Raw genomic sequence first — 16,411 nt, 5'->3', positions numbered from 1 at the left:
TTATGGAGCTTTCAGCGTTAACCGCTATCTCTCCGGTAGATGGTCGCTATGGCAGCAAGACCACGGAACTACGCAGCATTTTCAGCGAATTTGGTTTAATCAAATACCGTGTAACTGTTGAAGTTCGTTGGTTACAAGCTTTATCTGCAGCTAGCGCAATCAAAGAAGTACCGGCATTTAGCGACGAGGCTAATGCTTTACTTAATGCCATTGTTGATAACTTTAGCGAAGCTGATGCAGCACGCGTTAAAGAGATCGAGCGCACAACTAACCATGACGTAAAAGCAGTTGAATACCTACTTAAAGAAAAAGTAGCTGATAACGCAGAGCTTAACGCAGTTAACGAATTCATTCACTTTGCCTGTACTTCAGAAGACATCAATAACCTGTCTCACGGTTTAATGCTGACAGAAGCCCGTGACAAAGTATTACTTCCATACTGTGACCAACTTCTAAATGCATTAAAAGAAAAAGCAGTTGAGTACAAGTCAGTTGCGATGATGACACGTACCCACGGTCAACCAGCTACCCCTTCTACAATGGGTAAAGAATTTGCAAACGTCTACATGCGCTTAAAGCGTCAACGTGACCAAATTGCTAACGTAGAAATGTTAGGTAAAATCAACGGTGCTGTAGGTAACTACAACGCTCACCTAAGTGCATACCCAGATTACGATTGGCACAGCCACGCTGAGCAGTTCGTAACGAGCCTAGGTTTAACATTCAACCCGTTCACAACACAAATCGAGCCACACGATTACATTGCTGAGTTATTCGATGCAGTTGCACGTTTCAACACTGTATTACTTGATTTTGACCGTGACGTTTGGGGCTACATTGCACTTAACCACTTCAAACAAAAAACAATCGCAGGTGAGATTGGTTCATCAACTATGCCTCACAAAGTAAACCCGATTGATTTTGAAAACTCTGAAGGTAACTTAGGTATTGCTAATGCTATCTTTACTCACCTTGCGCAAAAACTACCTGTTTCTCGCTGGCAACGTGACTTAACTGACTCAACAGTATTACGTAACCTAGGTGTTGGTATGGGCTACACACTTATCGCTTACCAAGCGACATTAAAAGGTGTTAGCAAGCTTGAAGTAAACGAAGAGCGTTTATTAGCAGAGCTAGACCAAAACTGGGAATTACTAGCAGAGCCAATCCAAACAGTTATGCGTAAATATGGTATCGAAAAGCCATATGAAAAACTTAAAGACCTTACTCGTGGTAAGCGCGTAAACCAAGAAATCATGGCTGATTTCATCGATGGTCTTGAGTTACCTGAAGAAGCAAAAGTAGAAATGAAAAAATTAACTCCGGCTAATTACATTGGCCGCGCTGTTGAGTTCATCGACAACTTAGCTTAAATTCAAATTAAGACTTAAAAAAGCGAAAGGCCTTCCTTTCGCTTTTTTTATATCAATTCGCTTAGGTCATGTTATGTATCAATTAACCATCAATTCATTAACCCAAGAGCAATTTTTAGCTGAGTATTGGCAGAAAAAACCATTACTTATAAAGCAAGGCTTCAAGGATTTTGCAGATCCGATTGAGCCCGAAGAATTGGCCGGTCTTGCCATGGAAGAAAGCATTGAATCACGTATTGTGACCAATCACTCAGATGATTGGCAAGCATACCATGGTCCTTTTGAAGACTTTAGCTTGCTAACTGAAAAGCACTCAACATTACTGGTGCAAGCAGTTGACCATTGGCATAGCGATGCAGCGCAACTACTGGAGCCATTTCGCTTTATTCCAAACTGGCGTATCGATGATTTAATGATCAGCTACTCTACCCCGGGTGGTGGCGTGGGTCCGCATTTAGATCAATACGACGTGTTTATTATTCAAGGTGAAGGAAAGCGCCACTGGCGAGTTGGTTTACCTGATGCGAACTTAAAGCAATTTGCACAAAATAAGAGCCTGTTACAAGTTGAACAATTTCCTGCCGTGATCGACTGTGTGTTAGAGCCGGGAGATATTCTCTATATTCCACCAGGTTGCCCACATGAAGGTTACGCAGTTGAAAATGCACTTAATTACTCTGTAGGTTTTAGAGCGCCAAATCAACGCGATTTATTATCACAATTTGCCGATCACCTCATCGATACTGAGCTTGGTAATCAACGATATGGTGATGCAGAGCTTAAGTTGCGTTCATCTAAAGGTGAACTTAACCAAACTGAAGCAGAAAAAGTGAAGCAACTTATGATTGCTGCGATTAATGATGACGCAGTATTCAAGACTTGGCTTGGTAACAGTATGAGTCAGCCAAAACATGACATGGATTTAGCGCCTTTAGAGGAGCCATATACACTAGATGACGTAAATGACTTACTTAATGATGAGGACGTTGTTTTTGAGCGTTTAGGTGGTACCCGTGCCATTTATCAAGTAATTGACGATAAAATACTTTTAAGTATTAATGGTGTTAATTATATGCATGATTTAACTGACCTTGAATTAATAACAAAGCTCACAGATCAAACCTGGCTGACCGCTGCCGATATAAATAGTTCAAAAAATAATCACATTTTCTTGAAAACCTTTACTACACTTTTAAATGAGGGTATTTGGTTTTGTTAGGAGCGTGTGTTTATGAGCTATCAAATAGATGAAGTTGAATGGAGTATCGACAAGGAACTCTTACAACAGATCAGAGAGCGAGTATTTGTATGCGAACTACATATTCCTAAAGACATTGAGTTTGATCATTTAGATAAAACAGCACATCACGTACTCGTGACCGACGAGTGTAAATGCCCAGTTGCCACTGGGCGTTTATGTAATGATGGCCTCATTGGGCGTATTGCAGTTTTACCTGAACATCGTAACCGTTCGGTTTACAAATCATTATTGAATTACTTAGTAGGCATGGCTGAAAAGCAAGGCTGTGATTGCGTCAGCATTAATTGCATATTGAACGAAGTAGATAGATTTAAACGAAATGGTTTTTCGGCTGATGGCTTAGTATTTATGGAGGCTGGTATTCCAAGGCAGCGAATGCTCTGCCCTATTAAGCAATTTGATACGCGGCCATTCACTTTGGTGCATTAAGGTATATGTTAAATAAAAAAGCTGAATAACATTATTCAGCTTTCTTATTAGAAGTTATGCAGGCTCGTTTTGCCACATTTCTTCTTTTTCAAATAGCTCATATAAACCATGAGCACGGTTGATTAACAGGTTAGCAAAATCAACTTTGGTTTTATCTACCGCACCTGATTGCATTAGCTGATCAGCCTTCATTTGCCACTGCATTGAGAAATAACGTAATACTTCACGTGCATTATTTGCTGCACTTGCTTCAGCGTGATCGGTAGGTAAACGACCGGTGATCACCCAATAGCTCTTACCGTTTTGTGCTTTAAATTTCCAAATCGCTACTAATGGGGCGATAAAACGGCTTTCTTTTTCTACAACAGTTTGCGGAATAACGCCTTTTTCAGCTAAATGCTTTTGTGCATTTTGGAAACATTCTCTTTGCCAAATAACACTTTGTTTTTGCGCTTCGGCTTGTTCTTCTGGTGTTAATGGTCTTGCTTGTTTTTGTTCCATGGTAGTTACTCTTTTACAACATTTCTGACACTTTAAGGTTTAAAATGGCGCTGTGCAAGTGTTTACGGGCAATCAAAGAGCATTTAAATTTACTTGCGTACTATTCAATCAACTCAGAAAGAAGAGTTAGGCTCTGTTAAAAATTGCAGCTCTTCAGCTGTTGATTCACGACCTAAAATTTTATTGCGATGTGGGTAGCGACCAAACCTATCAATAATCACTTTGTGCTTTAGTTCAAATTCATAATTACTCATGCCTTTGAACAATTGCTCAGCTTGCTGATGAATGACTTTCGATTCACTGTGCATATACGGCATATAAATAAACGCAGTTTGAGAGCTAGGTAACTTTTTATCAAAACCTAATTCAATGGCTCTTTGCGCTAGACTTAATGCTTGTGGGTCTTGGCTGAACGCCTTTGCTGTATTACGGTAAATATTGCGTGAAAACTGATCTAACACGATAATTTCAGCTAAAGAGCCTTGAGCATCAACTCGCCAATCTGCATGTTCGCCAGCGATAACCTGCAAAAGGCATTCTGAAAACTCACGTGTAATTAAGGCATCAACTTCGTCTGATTGCTGATACCAAACTTCTGGTCCTAATTCATTAAACCAAAAATCGATAATGCGTTGCTTATCCATAAACACTCCTTAATTACCAAGAACTTTTGCAGGGTCAACTCGGGTTGCTTGCCACGCAGGATATAAGGTAGCCAAAATAGCGAGAACAAAAGTAACAATTACCGTGATAACAATATCTTGCCAAACTAGTTTACTGGGTAAAAACTCAATAAAATAAACCCCTTGTAATGGGTTATCGCCAAATAAGTTACTTGCCCAAGTGAACAGTTCACTGATGTTTAACGCAAGCATTACACCGATAACTGTGCCTAAGATCACACCAATTAAAGCTTGTGTAAAACCTTGCATTACGAAGGTTGCTAAAATGGTGCTATCTTGTGCGCCCATGGTTTTTAAAATTGCGATATTTGCCTGTTTTTCACGTACTTCCATCACTAAAGACGAAACAATATTAAAACTCGCTACCGCAATTATTAAAAACACCACGATATACACAATCGTGCGAACCATTTGAATATCTTGATATAAGCTACCCTGGGTTCTAAACCAACTTGAGACATAGACATAATCAGGAATAACTTGCCCCACACGCATCGCCGTTTGATGGGCCGCGAACACATCAGCTACTTGTAATCGTAAACCGGTTACTTGGTTTTGCTCAAAACTCAACACACTTTGCGCTTTATCAAGGCGAATAAAAGCCGCTGTTTCATCAATTGGGCCGCCCATTTTTATAATACCCGCAAGATTCAAGCTAACACGCTTTGGCGCCAATAAAGTGTTACTTTGCTGGTTTATCTGTGGGATTAATAAGGTAACTGGGTCGCCAATTTTAAGGCCCAATCGGTTAACGATTTGTTGGCCTAAAAGCACATCTTCTTGTTGTAGCTGGCTAACTAAGCGCCCTTCTGTAAATTGATTTAACGCCGACACTTGGTTTTCAAATTCAGGGCTTACACCACGCACTTCAACTGCTTTTAACTCACTTTTATATTGCGCCATGCCGTTGACACTAATAAACGGCGCAGCACCTGTTACACCGGCTTGAGAGCGCAGTAGTGCAACTTTTGACTGCCAATTATTGATTGGTTTGTTAGGCGCAACATATTCAACCTGAGGTACGACCGATAAAAGCCGATGTACTAGCTGCTGCTCAAAACCATTAATAACTGATAAAGCAACAATTAGCACAGCGACACCTAAAAGAATGCCGATTGTCGATGCTTTAGCGATAAAACTAACAAAACCGTTTTGTCCGTCTTTTTGGCCACTATGGGCACGAAAGCGTTTTGAAATAAAGGCACTAAGCAACATGCTGAGACTCTTTAATTGCGAGCTTACCATCATCTAAATAGGCAATTTTGCCTAGTTTATCTGCAAGTTCTAAATCATGGGTTACCACAACAAAACTGGTTTTTAAGCTAGTATTTAATTCTTTAATTAAATCGTAAATCTTAATTGCGTTTTGTTTATCTAGGTTACCGGTTGGTTCATCGGCAAGCACCAAAGCAGGCTCGGTTACTAATGCACGTGCTATTGCAACCCGCTGCCTCTCACCACCTGATAACGCCGAAGGTTTATGTTCGCTACGATGAGATAACCCTACTTTATCTAGCATGTTACGGGCTTTTTCGGTTGCCGCTTTTGCGCTTAAGCCTTTAATTAATAATGGCATTGCAACATTTTCGATGGCAGTAAATTCCATTAATAGATGATGGAATTGATAAATAAAGCCCAAATTTTCATTTCGGAAACTGGCTTGTTGTTTACGGTTTAATTTAGAAACCTGCTGACCTTTAATTTCAACCTTGCCTGAGCTTTCGTTATCTAAGGTACCTAATATATGCAATAAGGTACTTTTTCCTGAGCCAGAGCTCCCTACAACAGCTAACATTTCGCCTTGATTAAGTGCTAAATCAACCCCTTTTAATACCGCAACCTCGTTATCGCCATCTTGATAGACTTTATTTAACTGCTGACAATTGATAACTAAATCACTCATAACGTAATACCTCTGCTGGATTCACTTTTGCAGCTTTTCTGGCAGGATACAAGGTAGCTAAAAAGCTCATCGCAATACTCCCTGCGGCAATAAAACTCAAACTTATAACATCAAATTTAACGGGTAAACTCACGCCCGCTAGTAAATTGATGCCTAACATATTCAACAATTCATTAATGTTGCTACTTAATAGCACACCAAGTAACGCACCAATACTGGTACCGATAAGGCCGTTATATAAGCCTTGGATCATAAACACGTGCTGCACTTGTAACGGAGTTAAACCCAGTGTTTGTAAAATAGCGACTTCACTTTGCTTCTCACTGACCATCATGGTTAATGCTGAAATGATATTAAACACTGCAACGAGCACGATTAAGCCAAGTAACATCGACATAATGCGCTTTTCCATTGCCACAGCGGCAAATAGTGTGCCTTGGCTAGCTCGCCAGTCAGTCACTGTGTAATCGTTTAAAATAGCTAACTGCGATTGCAATACTTGCTCAACAGCAAATGGTTCATACAGCGATACACTCAAATTAGGGGCTGCTGATTTTGCTAGTTTTAAAACTCTGCCTAACGAATAGCCACTGGTAAATGCTAATGACATATCAATTTCTGACTGTGTTTCATAAAGTGCAGCAACGGTAAACAAGCGCTGACTCGGTACTCGACCAAGGGGGGTATACGAACTGGCATTAGGCATGATAACCCGTACTTTATCCCCAAGAGAAATACCCAATTTTCGACTCAAGTAGCGGCTAATCGCAATATGGTAGTTGCTGTCCATTACTTGTGACCAATTGCCGGCAACAATTTTATCTTTTACGTTATAGATGGAGCTTCCTTCATCATAAAGGCCTTGTAACAATACGCCATGCAAATCTTGGTTAGTTTGTAAAATGGCTTCGCCATGGCGGTATAGGTTAACTTGTTTAACATCTTGAGAATTTGCTAGTTGCTGCTTTAACTGCAGCATGGTTTCTTTCGAGTTATCTTCGGCTGATACTTCAATATGAGGAATTAAACCAAGCATGTTGGTTTTAAGGTTATTCTCAAAACCATTCATTACTGAACTGACTGTAAACAAGGCCATTAAACCAATAGCAATGCCCGCGATAGAGAAAAATGAAATAAATGAGATAAAGGCATTGCCCTTTGAGGAGCGACTATATCTCAGCCCTATAAAAAGGCTAACAGGTTGAAACATAATAAATTATGGGTATTCCAAGGGCTAAATATGCGCTCATATTAGCATAGATTTAGCTAGCATGGGATGCGCGAAATTGTAAAAAATAATTATAAATCTGATACTTGAACAGTAGCAACCAGATGGTCAAGTAATGCTTTTACATTGGTTGCGATAAACTGCCTTGGTGGATACACCCCCCATACACCTTCAGGTGCCGGTGCAACATTCGAAAGTACAGCACTCAACCTGCCATTGGCTAGGTGGTCATTGACATAGTAATCTGGTAGTTGCACGATGCCTAACCCTTTTATTGCAGCGTCAACCAATGCCCAACCACTGTTACAGGCCAAACGCCCTGCCACTTTGATGTGCTTATCTTGACCCTGCTCTTTTACCCGCCAGTAACTGTTATTACCAATCAGGCAATTGTGCTGATGTAATTCACTCACACTGTGTGGTTGGCCGAATTTATTGATATATTCAGAGCTACAACAAATAACAAGCCTGCGCTGACTAATGCGCCGTGCTTTTAAAGATGAATCTTTTAAATGACCAAGGCGAATAGCGAGATCATACCCATCTTCTAGTAGATTGACTTGCTCATTGCTTAAATGGCTGATCACTTCAATATCTGGGTGCTTTTGCATAAACGAATGTACCGCAGGCATGATGAAACTTTCACCATACATCACAGGAGCTGTTAGTTTTATACTACCTTTTGGTGTCAGTTGCTGCTCTGCAAGCAGTGCCGTGGCATCATCCATGGCATGCTGTAATTGTTTAGTTTGATGCGCAAACACCTGCCCTTCTTGCGTTAGCACCACTTTACGGGTTGTTCGGGTTAACAATTGTGTGTTTAATCGCTCTTCTAATTGACTCACATACCGGCTTACATGGGCCACTGACATACCCAGTAGTTTACTTGCTTTTGTAAAACTGCCTGTTTCTGCTACCGCTAAAAACTCATCAATTCCGTGCCAACGATTCATTATTACCATACTGTAAAAGTGTTTTAATAAAACGAAGATTATCATTCATTGAGAAACAAATAAAATAGACTAAGTTTAATACTTACTTCCAACAACTATAAGGGAACGTTATGACTGATTTTATCAAATCAAAAGCGGCTATCGCTTGGGGTCCAAATCAACCACTATCAATTGAAGAAGTGGATGTAATGATGCCTAAAAAAGGCGAAGTGCTTGTAAAGATTGTTGCTACAGGTGTTTGTCATACCGATGCATTTACTTTATCTGGTGAAGACCCTGAAGGTATTTTCCCAGCAATCCTTGGCCATGAAGGTGGCGGTATTGTTGAAGCCGTAGGTGAAGGTGTAACACATGTTGAAGTAGGCGATCATGTTATTCCTCTTTACACTGCTGAATGTGGCGAGTGTAAAATGTGTAAATCGGGCAAAACAAATTTATGCTCTGCGGTACGTGAAACGCAAGGTAAAGGTTTAATGCCTGATGGCACAACGCGTTTCTATAAAGATGGTCAACCAATTTATCACTACATGGGTTGCTCTACCTTCTCTGAGTACACTGTATTACCAGAGATTTCACTTGCTAAAGTAAGCAAAGAAGCGCCTCTTGAAGAAATTTGTTTACTTGGTTGTGGTGTAACAACCGGCATGGGTGCTGTTACTAAAACAGCAAAAGTTCAAAAAGGCGATACAGTGGCTATTTTTGGCTTAGGTGGTATCGGTTTATCGGCGATTATCGGTGCGAAAATGGCGGGCGCTGGCCGTATTATTGGTGTTGATATCAACACCAGTAAGTTTGATCTTGCTACTAAACTAGGTGCAACTGATTTAATCAATCCAAATGACTTCGACAAACCAATCCAAGAAGTTATCGTTGAAATGACTGACGGTGGTGTTGATTTCTCATTTGAATGTATCGGTAACGTTAATGTAATGCGTTCTGCTCTTGAGTGTTGTCACAAAGGTTGGGGTGAATCAGTAATCATTGGTGTTGCAGGTGCAGGCCAAGAGATCTCTACTCGTCCTTTCCAACTAGTAACAGGTCGTGTATGGCGCGGTAGTGCATTTGGTGGCGTTAAAGGTCGCTCTGAATTACCAGAGATTGTTGAGCGATATATGAATGGTGAGTTTGCGTTAAACGATTTCATCACACACACCATGAAACTTGAAGATATCAATGAAGCTTTCGACTTAATGCACGAAGGTAAGAGCATCCGTTCAGTTATTCATTATTAATCTTTTAATTTGGCGCTAGGTTGACTCCTAGCGCCTTTGTTTCAAGGATTTGGTTATGCTAGAAAACATAAGCTCAACAAAAGTCAGCGGTGGCTGGCATAAACAATATACCCACCAAGCTAGCAGCACACATTGTGCTATGCGCTTTGCGATTTTTTTACCGCCAGGTGCCAGCGAAACGAATAAAGTGCCAGTGATGTATTGGTTGTCAGGTTTAACCTGTACAGATGAAAACTTTATGCAAAAAGCCGGAGCATTTAAAAAAGCGGCTGAACTAGGTATTGCGATTGTCGCTCCAGATACTAGCCCGCGCGGTGAAAATGTGCCTGACGATGAAAATTACGATTTTGGTCAAGGTGCTGGTTTTTATGTCAATGCGACTCAAGCGCCTTACAATGTGCACTACAACATGTACGACTATGTGGTTTCTGAGTTACCTGCACTTATCGAAGCACACTTCCCTGTGACGACTAAAAAAGCCATTGCTGGTCATTCTATGGGTGGTCACGGCGCATTGATGATTGCGCTTAAAAACCCTAAACAATACGTCAGCGCCAGTGCTTTTAGCCCGATTGTGAACCCGATTAATTGCCCTTGGGGTGAAAAAGCGTTTAGTAATTACCTAGGTAGTGATAAAGCAAGTTGGCTTGAATACGACAGCTGTGAATTGATGAAAAAAGCTACCGCTGATGATTATTTACCGATGCGTATTGATCAAGGTGAGGCCGATAACTTCTTAACTGAGCAACTCAAAACTGAGAACTTATTTGCTGTCGTAAACGAAAAAGATTACCCAGCTGAGATCAACATGCACGCGGGTTATGATCATAGTTACTTCTTTATCAGCAGCTTTATTGACGAACACTTGATGTTTCATCAAAAGTATCTGTGATTAATACTTAATTTTTAGTGTGAGGGCTTAACTTCCTCACACTCTTTAATACTGCGTGTAATTTGCCTGCAAACTAATTGCGGTTGTTGTTCTTTTGGTTTGAGTAAACCAATAACAGCGCTATCAATTTCAAAGCCTAACTTTGCGAATGAAAAGCCCTCAGCATCGGTTACAGTACTGTTAGTTTGATTTGCATTTGTAGTTGCAAGATTTGTTGGTTGTGAGTTTTTTGCATAGCCATCAACTATTGACCCCGCCACTGTACACCCCACTAATTGGTAGCTTACTAAGCAAATAACAAGTTTTGAAAAGCTAATCTTCATTATTAAAACTATCCATTAATGTAGGTCTTTTTTTTGGCTCAGCTTTAACCTCAACACATTCTTTTACTGCGCGACTAATTTGACGACATTTAAGCTCAACGTCTTTGTCTTTACTACCGCTCTCTAGGCCTTCAATAATCGCTTTGTCGATTTCATAACCTAGCATCGTCATGGTCATGCCATAGTTAACTCGGTCATTATCTTTTTTATCTGCATAAGCGCTTGCCGGCTGTGCCTGACTCGTGCGTCCGCCAATTCCATCTGCAACTAAGCCAACTGCAGTACAGCCACTGAGTAAACTTACTGATAGTATTACGTACAAAGATTTAAGCATCGGTCCTCCAATACACTTAAGCTTATTTTCTAAGCATAATAACAAACAGGTAATTTAACTGTAAAAAACTGTAGATTAATCACAAATATCACGAATAAACTCTTTTAAAAACCCAACTAACTGTAATAGGAATATTAACAAGAAAGGTAAAGCGCCTAAAATTGCAACGCTACGATTTAATGGCTCATCTTGTAGCAGTAACAATGCAAAGCTACATATGAATAATGCTAAACACCATGCGTAGAGTGTCACACGGTTATTTTGCTCAGAGCCAACCAGCTCTCTTATGACTAATATTGCAGAGTCTGCGGATGTAGCAACAAATATCAACAGTAGTAATAAGCTTAACCAAATAAACACGGTTCCTTGCCAGTCTAGTTGATTAAAAAATACAAATAAGCCTTGGCTGTAATCTTGTTTTATAGCAACTAAAATGCCCGCTTGGTTAAGTCTATCCCATTCAATTGCTGCCCCCGAAAAGGTCGCAAACCAAATAATAGTCACTAAAGTTGGAATACACACAACCGCCAAAATAAATTGCCAAACTTTACGCCCCTGGCTAATTTTGGCTAGGAACACACCAACAAATGGCCCCCACGCTAACCACCAAAAGTAATAATTATATGTCCAATGAGTGGCCCAATCCGGCGCTTTTAATTGGCTATCGAATTGCCAAGTGCCAGTTGCAAGCAACTGTAAATAGTAGCCTGTTCCATCTAAAGCAATCTTTATAATAGGCTCAATTGGCACCACTAGTAGCAACCAAAAAAGCAGACTAAATGCTAGAAATACGTTAAATATACTTAGTGACTGTACCCCGCGTCGTAATCCAAATTTAACCGACAGCGAATAAATAACTGCTAACAAACAAACGATTAATGAACCCACTAATAAAGTTGAAGTAACCCCCAACTCTATTTCAACGCCTTTACTGATCAGTAAAGTGGAATTAGCTATGGTGCCGACGACACCAAAAAAAATAGCGATTACCGCAATTAACCTTACAATAAACGACACAGTAAATTTTGCAGACTTATCTATGCGATTACCAAGCGCCGTTAAAACAGGGGCACAAATATCTCCTGACCTCCCACTGTATTGCGTTAATCCGCCAAGCACTAGCGCAAATACAGCATAAAGTGCCCAAGCATGAGCGCCCCAATTCACTAGGGTTAAAGCGAGGCTACTGGCTAGTCTATCTGGATATAAGCTTTGTTTAAGTGGTGGGTCGAGTGAATGTAACGCAGGCTCTGCTACGCCCCAAAAAACCAAGCCAGAGCCCATTCCTGCTGCAAACAACATGGCAAACCAGCCAAAGTTTGAATACTCAACAACAGCCTGCTCACCACCTAGTTTACGGCTACCGAGTGGGCTAATTGCTAAAATAATGATGGCAAACAATAAAAAATTCACCAATAAGAAAAAGCTACTACCACTCCATTTTAACAGCATTTGTACAAACGGCTGAACTTGCTCAGTGATAACATCAGGCAAAATCACAGCAATCAGTGCACCAAACATACACAGTGCAAGCGCGGTTTTTTCTAGGGAGGAGGTGGAATGTTTCAATGTGAAGCCTATTTAGTCAGCGTGTTTAGCATACTGTTAGCATGGCTAAAATTCAAACAGCCAAAAGGCTGAAAAAATGACATAGCAGTGCGTAAAAATCGCAAATTATAGCAAGGCATGCTTTTAAAAACCCGGCTACATGTCCCTAGTTTCCTCATTTTATTTAATTTGTTGATCGGGTATTGAAATTGCAAAGCTATCATAATCTTTATAGCAAGGAGCAAAGCATGGACTTTAATATTGATTGGTATGAAATTCTCGATAATTTAATTCATCTAGGTATTGCCTATTTACTTGCCCTTCCAATGGCTTTTGATCGAGAAAAAACCAGTAATGGTGCAGGTCTACGAACATTTCCATTAGTCGCTGTTGCATCATGTGGTTATGCATTAGTGGGCATGTCTGTTTTAACAAGTTCAGAGGCAGAATCAAAAGTACTCGAAGGGATTATCACGGGTATTGGCTTTATTGGCGGTGGTGCCATTTTGAAGAACAAAAACTCTACCTATGGAACAGCCACAGCAGCCAGTATTTGGAACATGGGACTTATTGGCATTGCTGTGGCATTTAGTCGTTACGAAATCGCCTTTTTAATGGCGTTGATTAATTTCGTAACGCTAAGATATGTTAAGCGCTTAAAGTAAACAATTAGCTCGCGTCATATTTTGAGTTAACTATGGCATAGCCAGTTTGTTTAACTTTAATCTCAGCAGGGCTTGCAGATTTAACTAATAAACCGCAGCGTCTGCTTTGCTCATCAATGACATAATTAACCGATTCACTTGCTTCAAGGTCAATGACTTGATCTGCACAGCGGATCTGTAATTTAGAAACATCACTCGCGCCTTCAATTTTGATTGAACCGCGAGATAAAGATAAATATGAAAGCTTATCTTTTGAAACATTGATTTGTGAATTAATCTGCGGTGTTCGCGCCAATAGGTCATCAATTTGCTTGATAGTGGCAAGTTTGTTTTCTTCTGAAAACTGTTTACCCTCGATATTATCTAACGCATAAATAGCATTGTATGCAAGATTAAAATCGCCCTTGAAGCTGTACCATTGTAGAGCACTTTTAGCGACTAAATATTGTATATCTGTTGGTAACTTAGCTCGCAGTAAATAGGCTACAGACAACTGCTCATCAAAGCCAAACCATTGTTGTTGATGATAATAAAATTGGCTTTTCAACCATGCAAATAATGCCTGTTCAGAGGTGTTTTTAGTATGGTCTTTATATAACTCAGCCAATGCTTGCTCAGCTTTTTTAAACTCTTTAGCTTGCAGCATTTTATTGATTTCATCGTATTCATTAATAAAACCACGGCTCGCTTTATCATTTGAGTAACCATTAAAATACTTACCTACTTCAAATGAAAACAGGTAACCCCCTTCTACGGTTTTGCCTTCTTTTGTGGCAGGTGCAAACTCTAAGTTGGTTAAGTATTTCTCTGCATTTTCTTCACTACCCCGAGTATCAGATGCCATGATCACTTCAATGTCTTTTGCCTTACCTTGTGTATCAACCACATAAGACATTAATGCCCAGCCTTCTAGACGAGAGCCGTTATAACTACCTGGGTAACGTTTGTTTGAATTTTTAACAATATAAGCAGAGGTAGCAGCTTGAACATCAACACCTAAGTCATTGACGTCTCGTGCTAAAGCCTGTGTAGGTAATGCGATAAGTGAACAAAGTGCTGCGAGTTTTGTGAATTTAATCATGATAATGGCTCCAATTCCCTTTTATAGGAACACTTATAGCACTAAAAAAGGCGCTTTAAAAGCGCCTTGCTGTCAAGAATGTGCTTAAACATGCCTTGATCTTAAAACATATCCTGGTAAGGGTTTGGTTTTGATAATAAAACTTTTTTATCAAAACCTGGGATTGTCATTGAATCTTCACTAATTTCAATGCCATTTTCATCAATTAAGCCATCACCAAAACGATAAATTAGCTCATAATGACCTAAATCAGCGTGTTGTTGATAGTCAGCTTGCGCTTTGGCTACCTGAGTATGACGGTCTTGATATTGCGCCATAACCTCATCACCATGACGCTTTGCTAGCATCTTTAATGTAATTGCCGGTGATAACACAGTCGCCGTTGCGTTATTACCACCAAAGCCTTTTGAGTTAATGAAGGCAATATCCATTGCATCACACTGATAGTGTTCAGTACGAATGTCTAAATGTTCGCTATACACATCATCTGCCACTTTATCGATTGTCGTAATACCCGGCATAATGTTGTGACTAAACACACCTAATGCCATAGCTAATTGATCACCACTGGCTGGAGCAATGGTATGGCCAACATATGCTTTAGGCGCAGCAACCTTCCAATTATCAATTGCAAATGTTTCTGCCACTTTATGATAGATCAGTGATTCTGTTACGCGGTTTTGTGGTGTACTTGAGCCATGTGCCAAAATAAAGCTACGCTTTTGTACCGCTTCTTGGCCAACAATACTGTTTGCTAGTGCAACAGATTTTGCCATCGTGATGTAGTTACCTGGGCCCGGGGCTGTAATTGATTTTTTAATACCATCGGCATTGACGAACACATCTGCAACGCTGCCTAACACATCAGCGCCTAACTCTAATGCCAATGCATCATCCATTAATATAGCAACTTGTGCGCCTTCACCAATCGTAAAACCACAGTTTTCACCAAATGGACGACTTGTACGGCGATGATCAACCACATCTGTATTATCAAGGCGCTTTAGACCTTCTTCATTTGCAAGTGCGCTCATATTGCCAAAACCTTCAACAATTTCAGGTGTAATAGCACACTCAACAGACGCCACAATAGCGACACGCGTACGACCCGCTTGAATATCGTTTACTGCAGCACGTAAGTTATATAAAAACGTTGCACATGCACCTGATGTAGTAAAGGTTGTACCCACATTGCCTGTTACATAAGCATTGATAAAGTCAGTAGACATAGTGTTTAAGCCAAGTGCAAGCTGTTTTGTACTCACACGATCGCCCTGCTGACGCGCACGTATTAATCCACCAAATCCTTCATCATCAACTTGACCCGCCACAGAAGCTGAGTAAGTGCCAATTTGATCAGGCTCAACACTATTCATCACCTGCTGCCACGCCAGACCTGTCGAACGAATCGCATCGGTTGCGGCAAAGATAGTCGCTTGCAAGCCTCTTGGTTGATAACGGCTGTTATACATAGCTGAAGGTTCAAAACCTGTTGGTAATTGACCGGCCGCTTTAATTGGATTATCGCGCGTACTGTCATGTTTAATTGCAAGATCAGCGCTAATTGTGACTTTCACTTTTTTATCAGTTAATTCTTCAACCTGCCAAGCACTTGGTACTGGAGTTGGTAAATCACGGCGGCGCGTTTCAAAAACAATCTGCTGTTCATCTGACGCTGTTAACGTCATTTTTTGCTGCCATGGAGTCGCATCCACATCGAAGTGGTTTTTTTCAATTTTACGAATAAGTGTGCCAGCTAAAATTTGTTCACCGAACTTAGCTTCGATGTCTGATTCGGCAATGGTATTGCCTTGGGCATCTTTAAGTACACCTTCAGTAAGAGTGACTAAGTTCATTAATGTCGCTAAGCCTAAAAATGTCTCCTGACGGGCTTTAGCGTCCAAGCTGTCTAACACGATACGACGATAACCTTGATGAAAAGAAGTGCGGCCAGCGGCATTAATACCACCCATACCAACAATAACGGGTAATGCTGTCATAAAAA

General features: G+C 40.4%; 17 protein-coding genes. 6 read left to right on the top strand and 11 right to left on the bottom strand.

Features of this window, described 5'->3' with window-relative positions:
• The first annotated feature begins 2 nt into the window (after positions 1-2).
• From purB to AN213_RS12615, 3 genes are all read left to right on the top strand, one after another.
• Positions 3-1,373 (top strand): adenylosuccinate lyase, encoded by a 1,371-nt coding sequence (purB, locus tag AN213_RS12625; RefSeq protein WP_054561603.1) that lies wholly within the window; start codon positions 3-5, stop codon positions 1,371-1,373.
• 73 nt (positions 1,374-1,446) lie between these two features.
• Positions 1,447-2,592, top strand: coding sequence for a cupin domain-containing protein (locus AN213_RS12620; protein WP_055198762.1), 1,146 nt, complete (start codon positions 1,447-1,449; stop codon positions 2,590-2,592).
• A gap of 12 nt (positions 2,593-2,604) precedes the next feature.
• A complete protein-coding gene (locus AN213_RS12615) occupies positions 2,605-3,063 on the top strand; it encodes a GNAT family N-acetyltransferase (protein ID WP_054561605.1) in 459 nt (152 codons plus the stop codon).
• Between the two features lie 54 nt (positions 3,064-3,117).
• Here AN213_RS12615 and AN213_RS12610 read toward each other — a convergent pair whose 3' ends face one another.
• The 6 genes from AN213_RS12610 to AN213_RS12585 all read right to left on the bottom strand — a co-directional run bounded on the left by AN213_RS12610 (position 3,118) and on the right by AN213_RS12585 (position 8,331).
• The gene (locus tag AN213_RS12610; RefSeq protein WP_054561606.1) at positions 3,118-3,564 is read right to left on the bottom strand and encodes a DUF4826 family protein; all 447 of its coding nucleotides are present in this window, start codon (positions 3,562-3,564) and stop codon (positions 3,118-3,120) included.
• A 113-nt stretch (positions 3,565-3,677) separates the two neighbouring features.
• The gene (locus AN213_RS12605) at positions 3,678-4,208 is read right to left on the bottom strand and encodes a DUF924 family protein (protein ID WP_054561607.1); all 531 of its coding nucleotides are present in this window, start codon (positions 4,206-4,208) and stop codon (positions 3,678-3,680) included.
• 9 nt (positions 4,209-4,217) lie between these two features.
• Entirely contained in the window at positions 4,218-5,462 is a 1,245-nt protein-coding gene (locus AN213_RS12600; protein WP_054561608.1) for a lipoprotein-releasing ABC transporter permease subunit, read from the bottom strand.
• Positions 5,452-6,150 (bottom strand): lipoprotein-releasing ABC transporter ATP-binding protein LolD, encoded by a 699-nt coding sequence (lolD, locus tag AN213_RS12595; RefSeq protein WP_054561609.1) that lies wholly within the window; start codon positions 6,148-6,150, stop codon positions 5,452-5,454. The genes AN213_RS12600 and lolD overlap by 11 nt, the downstream gene beginning before the upstream one ends.
• Complete coding sequence (locus tag AN213_RS12590; protein ID WP_054561610.1) at positions 6,143-7,360, bottom strand: lipoprotein-releasing ABC transporter permease subunit; 1,218 nt, start codon at positions 7,358-7,360, stop codon at positions 6,143-6,145. The genes lolD and AN213_RS12590 overlap by 8 nt, the downstream gene beginning before the upstream one ends.
• Positions 7,361-7,449: 89 nt before the next feature.
• Positions 7,450-8,331 carry a LysR family transcriptional regulator gene (locus AN213_RS12585; RefSeq protein WP_082401569.1) on the bottom strand — a complete coding sequence of 294 codons (882 nt, stop codon included), beginning with the start codon at positions 8,329-8,331 and terminating at the stop codon, positions 7,450-7,452.
• A 110-nt stretch (positions 8,332-8,441) separates the two neighbouring features.
• Between AN213_RS12585 and AN213_RS12580 the strand changes: the two genes are divergently transcribed.
• Both AN213_RS12580 and fghA read left to right on the top strand, forming a co-directional pair.
• Positions 8,442-9,563: an S-(hydroxymethyl)glutathione dehydrogenase/class III alcohol dehydrogenase gene (locus tag AN213_RS12580; RefSeq protein ID WP_054561612.1), complete on the top strand. Its 1,122-nt coding sequence runs from the start codon at positions 8,442-8,444 to the stop codon at positions 9,561-9,563.
• Between the two features lie 55 nt (positions 9,564-9,618).
• Complete coding sequence (gene fghA, locus AN213_RS12575; protein WP_054561613.1) at positions 9,619-10,455, top strand: S-formylglutathione hydrolase; 837 nt, start codon at positions 9,619-9,621, stop codon at positions 10,453-10,455.
• Positions 10,456-10,469: 14 nt separating this feature from the next.
• Here the strand turns inward: fghA and AN213_RS12570 are convergent, their stop codons facing one another.
• The 3 genes from AN213_RS12570 to AN213_RS12560 all read right to left on the bottom strand — a co-directional run bounded on the left by AN213_RS12570 (position 10,470) and on the right by AN213_RS12560 (position 12,681).
• On the bottom strand, positions 10,470-10,778 hold the full coding sequence (locus AN213_RS12570; RefSeq protein WP_055020863.1) for a hypothetical protein: 309 nt from the start codon (positions 10,776-10,778) through the stop codon (positions 10,470-10,472).
• Positions 10,768-11,112 carry a hypothetical protein gene (locus AN213_RS12565; RefSeq protein WP_054561615.1) on the bottom strand — a complete coding sequence of 115 codons (345 nt, stop codon included), beginning with the start codon at positions 11,110-11,112 and terminating at the stop codon, positions 10,768-10,770. Before AN213_RS12565 ends, AN213_RS12570 begins: the two co-directional genes overlap by 11 nt.
• Before the next feature lie 75 nt (positions 11,113-11,187).
• Entirely contained in the window at positions 11,188-12,681 is a 1,494-nt protein-coding gene (locus AN213_RS12560; protein ID WP_235576237.1) for a BCCT family transporter, read from the bottom strand.
• A 227-nt stretch (positions 12,682-12,908) separates the two neighbouring features.
• Between AN213_RS12560 and AN213_RS12555 the strand changes: the two genes are divergently transcribed.
• Positions 12,909-13,325, top strand: a complete 417-nt coding sequence (locus AN213_RS12555; protein ID WP_054561617.1) for an MgtC/SapB family protein — start codon at positions 12,909-12,911, stop codon at positions 13,323-13,325.
• Positions 13,326-13,329: 4 nt separating this feature from the next.
• Here AN213_RS12555 and AN213_RS12550 read toward each other — a convergent pair whose 3' ends face one another.
• Positions 13,330-14,406 (bottom strand): energy transducer TonB, encoded by a 1,077-nt coding sequence (locus tag AN213_RS12550; protein WP_054561618.1) that lies wholly within the window; start codon positions 14,404-14,406, stop codon positions 13,330-13,332.
• A 101-nt stretch (positions 14,407-14,507) separates the two neighbouring features.
• Entirely contained in the window at positions 14,508-16,406 is a 1,899-nt protein-coding gene (locus tag AN213_RS12545; RefSeq protein WP_054561619.1) for a beta-ketoacyl synthase, read from the bottom strand.
• Between the last annotated feature and the right edge of the window lie 5 nt (positions 16,407-16,411).

The organism is Pseudoalteromonas sp. P1-8 (assembly GCF_001399985.1).
Lineage (GTDB): Bacteria > Pseudomonadota > Gammaproteobacteria > Enterobacterales > Alteromonadaceae > Pseudoalteromonas.
Note: the sequence above shows the minus strand (reverse complement) of the source record. Positions and strands in the feature narration are given on the sequence as shown.